At 64.6% G+C, this 6,283-nt stretch carries 4 protein-coding genes; all 4 read left to right on the top strand.

The genetic code is table 11. The features are described 5' to 3' along the window. A partial coding sequence (locus ACWDSI_RS20255) for a hypothetical protein (RefSeq protein WP_449757657.1) occupies positions 1-939 on the top strand: 939 nt, incomplete at its 5' end. Positions 940-1,072: 133 nt separating this feature from the next. Beyond that, positions 1,073-3,478, top strand: coding sequence for a bifunctional DNA primase/polymerase (locus ACWDSI_RS20250; RefSeq protein WP_449757656.1), 2,406 nt, complete (start codon positions 1,073-1,075; stop codon positions 3,476-3,478). Between the two features lie 732 nt (positions 3,479-4,210). Then, complete coding sequence (locus tag ACWDSI_RS20245; protein WP_449757655.1) at positions 4,211-4,948, top strand: recombinase family protein; 738 nt, start codon at positions 4,211-4,213, stop codon at positions 4,946-4,948. Position 4,949: 1 nt separating this feature from the next. Further along, positions 4,950-6,283 (top strand): tyrosine-type recombinase/integrase (locus ACWDSI_RS20240; protein ID WP_449757654.1); only part of this gene is annotated, 1,334 nt, incomplete at its 3' end.

Here is a 6,283-nt window from a genome sequence, read left to right as displayed (position 1 = left end):
TACATGGCGAACTTGGCTCTGCGGCATCGAACCGCTAATCCTCAGGTGGATGCGGAGGAGGCGGGCACACGAGACGTCAAGCACTATTCACCTCGGGCCAGATCGAATCCAATTGTGGGGCCGGTGCTTGCGGAGGTTGCGGATACGCCGGTGACCTACCCCGAGCCCTCGAACCTCGCGGAGCTGCTGGCGTATCTGTACTCGAACTTGGCCCGGCGTCGCCTGCTCAACTTCCGCGCGGGTGGCTACACGACGGAAGAGCTGCGGGACGCGACGGACCCAGCACTGCTGCGGCCCGAGCGAGTGCAGACCTACGAGGGACTGCTTGATCTCGCCGTTTTGGGTGTTCCTGGGCAACTGGACGTCATCCTCCACGATCCTGCTGCTCCGCGCGTCGGGGGTGCGCCGGTTGCGTTCCCGACCGTTGCGAATCCGTTTGCGTCGGTGCTGCCGTACGACAATGTCCGCTACCTTCCTCTGCCAGACGACGCATCGAGCGACGAACATGGCGTCGCGTGCAGTGTCCTCCACTTGCGTCAGAAGGGCGCAGAGGATGGCGACGAGGGCTCTGATGACTTCCACTTCGATGACTTCGACGACGATGTTCCGCAGGACACCGAACCTTGGACGCGTCCTTCACCGATCAAAGACGCAGAGCCGCAGGAGGCATGGTCGGTCGAAAGACTCGTCTCGTTGCTGATGCACCGCTTCGCGTCAGCGTGCATCTTCTGTGAGAGGGCAGGACGAGACCGGGCGCCGGACTGGGGCGGGGTTGTCGTACGCCGAGGGCAGCGAGTTCACGTTCTACCGATCTGCTCGACGTGCCTTTGTGATGCGACCGGCGTCTACGAGCTGGGGCTCTTAGACAACTCGTTAGACATCTTTCGCAACGATGGTTTCCATGATGATCACGGGTGGTTTGAGGACCGGTGGCTCTAGCTTTCGCCAGCCCCGTAAACGCCGACTGGCGTCCACAGAGGCCTGGATGAAGCTCTGTGAACGCCAGCGACGTTGATCCAGGGAGCGGGCGACCTGGTATCGAATCCATCTGCGCAACAGAAAGACTCGCACTATGAGCATACCTAACGTCTCGTTCGATACAGCTGACGACGAGGGCCGACCACCTACCGAAAAGGTTTCCCGCGATTCCGAGAGTCCCGACGAACCGACGCGCGAGACGGGCGTTCCCGCCGCCGAGCGGGCAAGGGAGGGCCTGAACGGTACGTCGGCGGCATCGGCTACCCCTCGCGGTTCAACGCGACGAGGGCGTTACGACCGTCTATCACCAGATGACTTCGTTGAGCACGCGAAGCGACTGCTGGACACGGGGTGGCATCCGATCCCGCTCGGTGACGGAAGGGGCGACAAGAAGGGCAAGGCGTTACTGGTATCCGGCGTCACGGGCCACGAAGGGGCCGACGTCCAACAGATCTCGACACTGCGCACGTGGGCCGAGAAGTACGCGCTCCGACCGGGCGGACTGAACCTTGGCACACGGATGCCGTTGGGTGTCTGCGGGATTGATGTGGACTGCTACGACGGCAAGCCCGGTTCCGAGACGATAGCCCAGGCGGAAGCCGAGTGGGGGCAGCTGCCTGCCACGTGGTCATTGACTGCACGCACTGACGGAAGTCGCAAGCTGTTCTATCGGGTGCCCGAGGGCTGGGCCGGGCCGGGAGTCTTAGCTGGCGGCGGTGTAGAGCTCTTGCAGCGTCATCATCGCTACGCAGTCGTCCCGCCGTCGATCCACCACTCAGGGAACCAAGTTCGCGTGTTCGACCCAGAGGGCCACGAGTCCGAGTTTCTGCCTTCGCCGAGTGAGCTTCCCGAGCTGCCGGTGTCGTGGGTGAACGGGCTTCGGCATGACGCGGAAGGGCTCTCAAAGGGCACAGTCGTCGAAGGTCGTCGGTTGCGGAACCGCTTTCAGAGTGGAGCCATGAGTCCCGAGGTAGCCGAGCAGGTGAACAAGGTCCTGGACGCGGTCGATGATGGGGCCAGCAGGTTCGACACCTGCCGCCAGGCGACCTTCGCGCTCGTCGCCCTCGGTGCCGAAGGCCACTCGGGCGTAGTCCCTGCGCTACAGATCATTGAGCGCGAGTACCTAGCGGCACTTGGACCGGAGCGCGGGGATGCAACCACGCGAGAGGAGTTCGATCGCTTAGTGAATGGTGCGTTGCGGAAGGTGGCCGCGAACCATCCCGCTGCAACGATGACGGCGGATGACCGGGCGCTGGTCACTGCGGCGTTCGCACCCGGCGGCATGTGGCACCCGGACAACCCGAAAGGCAACGTCTATCGGCTCCGTCGAGGGATGAAGACAGATAGCCAGCCGCAGGCCGGGTCCATCTTCACGCTGCTGTCCGCAGACCAGTGGGCCTCCCCGGTGCCGAAGCCGCGCTTTTTAATTCGCGGTGTGTTGGTCGAGGACACGTTCGGGGTCGTGGCGGGGCCAAAGAAGTCGCTCAAGACCCACGAGAATCAGGCCATCGCACTCGCCGTCTCGACGGGAAAGGCCCTCTACGGTCACGAACGGTTCGCGGTCGACGGGATGCACCCCGTGCTCTACATCGTGGGCGAGGGTGGGCAGGCGGACGTACGTCGCAAGCTCCAGCGCATGTGTCGTGCGTACGGGATTGACCCGGCTGAGGTGATGCGCGACCCGACGTTCCCGCTGCGCGCGGCGTTTGGCGCGGCACCGATGAACGACCCGAGGTTCAACGACGAGCTGAAACGGATGCTGGACGTCGCCCAACCCGAACTGGTGTTGATCGAGTCGTTCTACAACTTCCATCCGGCAGACGTCGAGGCGTCGAACCTGTACCAGCGAGGGCAGGCCCTCGATCGGTTCCACAAGTTCGTTCGTGCCGAGTGCGAGGGCGCGACGTCGCTCATGACGGACCACTACCGCTCGACGGCGAGCAAGGGCAACGACCTGGACCTGATCTCGATGGCCGGCCAAGCAGAGAACGCCGATAGTTGGATCACCCGGCACCACCGTGAACCTGCGGACGTGGAGAAGGGAGACTTCCGCCTTCGGGTCAGCTACAACTCGCGACAGTGGGGCGGACGCGAGTACGACATCGACTGGCACCTCGGCCAATTCGATCCAGATACTGGCACGCACGACGGGGAGATTCGATGGAGCGTGCACGAGGACGCGGGCCGGTCAGCGAGCCAGGGCGGTCTCGCAGGTCCGGACCCGAAGACGTCGGACGGGCGGAAGGCTCTGATCCTGGAGTGGATACCATCCCACCCCGAGATGTCGAAGACATCGTCAATTGAAGCGCTCGCGATCCAGCACGGAGCACACGAGAAGCGATTCCGTGAGGCTTGGTCGGCGCTCGAAGGTGAGCGTCGTATTCAGCAGGTTCAGGTGAACCAGGAGTACCCGTACAACGAGTCCACTAGGACTCGCAAGGTCAAGGTTTGGAAAGTAATGGGGAGCGGTTACGTGCTGGGAGCGAGTGCCGAGATATGAGCGAATCTCTGGAAAGAGAGCGCCTTTCGCGCATGCAGTGTCCGGCCCGGGGAGCCGGACACTGCGCACCTCGGATTCAGTCCCCGGCTCAGTGTCCGGCCTTCGAGCCGGAGACTACTCGGCGAACCGCTGCCTACCTGCGGATTCAGTGTCCGGCTCAGTGTCCGGCCCACGGCCGCACGCTGTTCATCGAGAGTGCGCAGGGAGGCCGGAGAGAGCCGGTCTCCGGCTCTCCGGCCCGCCCTATAGGGCCGGGGACTGCGGGCCGGGGACTGCCCGACGCCGTACCGGGGCCGCCGGAGGCGAAGGTCATGGAGCTATTGGTATTGGGCGCAGCGACTGGGGGCGCCTGTTTAGTCAGAGGAAGAGGCGTCCGTTTCCGCCTGGCGGTCGATAACCCCCCCCGCGTAGAGCCGCCTCGGCTACACGCCCATGCCGGCAACGTCCATCGCCACGCTAAGCCGCTGAGACGGCGGACCCTTCCCGGTAGGCCGACCGACCGTTCAACGTGGGGAGCATTGGAGCTACCTGGGTAGAACCGCGATCGTAGCGAAGCTCGACGAGTCCGGGCGGGGCCGAGATCTTGCGAAATGAGTTGCCAGCGAACAACTGTGGACGTTCTGGGTTGGTCAGGTGGCGTACGGTCGGCGTCGTCGGAACCGCCGTAACGACCGTTTTGCGATTCCGACGCCCGCCCACCAGGAACTACGCCGAAACGCAGGAGAGAGAACGATGACCAAGAGCAAGTCCACGTCCAGAGCGGAGGCACTACGCCGCGCCCTGGCCGATAAGGCGCAGCCTGCCGAGCCAGAGGTAGCCGAGTACCAGCCACTGAAAGTTATTGGCTACGTGAGGGTATCGACCACTGTACAGGACACCAAAGGCTACGGCCTGCGATCCCAGCAGGAGTACCTGACCAAGTACTGCCTGGACCGAGGTCACCAGTTAATCACTGTTACAAGCGATGTGGTGAGCGGTGGCAAGGCTGCGGAGATGCACGGCCGAGCCGTAGCGATCAATGCGCTCGAAGCGGGCATGGCTGATGCGCTCCTGGTGCGGGCACTAGACCGTGCAACCCGCGACCAACTCGATGCTGCGGAACTCTACAAGCGTGCGGAGCTGCACGGTTGGCGACTGCTGGACTGCGAAGGTGCGGACAGCGGCGAACCCAGCCAGCGACTCACCGCCGACATACGCCTCGCCGTGGCTGCGGAGGAGCGTCGTCGAATCAGCATCCGAACGAAAGAGGGCCTGGCGCGTGCGAAACGCGAAGGTAAGAAGCTTGGCCGGCCAAGTCGAATCGACCCCCTCGTGGTGCAGGAGATAGTGACGATGCGACGCGATGAGGGGCTTGGGCCGAAGGCTATCGCCAACTGGCTCGATGAGGCCGGAATCGCAACGCCCGGTGGCGGTTACCGATGGCACTACGCCACGGTGAGGCGGGTATTGGATAGGGAAGGGGTGGCTTGAGATGGCCTCGGTCACTAGGTTCACGTCCAAGCGAGACGGGAAGCCCTATTACAAGGTGAAGTGGCGAACCCCGGACGGCAAGCACCGCACCAAGGGCGGCTTCCGCACGCGCAAAGAGGCCGACGCCTACGCCACCACCGTCGATTTCAACCAGCGTCGCGGAACCACGTTCGACCCAAAGTCCGGTGACGTCACGTTCCGCGTAGCTGCGGCGGCATGGCTCGACAGTCGCCACGACCTGAAAGCGACGACCCGACGCGGGTACGCGTACGCCCTCGCCCCAGCGACGGAACGACGAGGCGAGATGGGCACGTTGGGGATTGATGCGGTCTTCGGCGGGTACCCGCTCAACGCAATCAAGCGCGAACGCATCTCGGAGTGGGTCGATCTGCTGGTGAGGGCGGGGAAGAAGCCGAGCACCGTGCGCCATGCCTACTTCCTGGTGCGGATGGTGCTGGCGCAGGCAGTGGTGGACGGTCGGTTGACGACGAACCCAGCCGATTACGTCCGCCTACCTGGGGAGCACAGCGCGACGGGCGGGACTTCTGGGGTAGTGGACGACCCGGCCCAGTTCCTCACCGCGACTCAGGTTGCCGCCCTCGTCGCAGCGACGCCCTGGCCGTTCCACGTCTACGTCCACGTCGCAGCATGGGCCGGGCTGCGGGCAGCGGAGCTGGCAGGGTTGCAGGTGGGGGACGTCGAGCTACCGACGCGAACCGTCAACCCGAACGCGCGCCCGAAGCCGGGGACGTTGCGCGTCGAGCGGACGGTGCAGGTTGTCGACGGCGTTGCCAGCTACGTCGCCCCGAAGACCCGAGGCAGTCGCAGGCGCGTACCGCTCACCCCGGCGACGGTGGACCTACTGCGCAGCTACCTTGCCGAGCACCCGCGCGCTGACGATCCGACGGCCCCGTTGTTCCCGGCGATGCGGCTCGTAACCGAGCGGCCGACGGGAATCAAAGCGGACGGCGAACGAACGGCCAAGGCGAAGGCGGGACGGCAAGCAGACGCCCTGGCTGCGCTGGGCGTGCACGACGCTGAGGCGCGGTTGGCGCTCGACTGGGCCGAGCCGGTGCGGCACCCGACGTTCTACAAAGCCGTGTTCCGGCCTGCGGTGCTGCGCGCCAACCGACTGGCCGGCCACGCGCTGCTGCCTGCTGACCTCAAGTTCCATGCGCTCCGGCACACGTATGCATCGTTGTGCGTCGCTGCGGGCATTCCTCCGCTGGAGATCGCTCGGTTCATGGGGCACGCAAAGGTCACGACCACGCTCAGCGTCTACGCGCACCTCTTCGAGGACGACCACGCAGACGCAATGAGCGCGCTCGGCGCGAT

The organism is Gordonia sp. NPDC003429 (genome assembly GCF_053588575.1).
The sequence above is the reverse complement of the archived record's forward strand: the minus strand, read 5'-3'. Positions and strand labels throughout refer to the sequence as shown.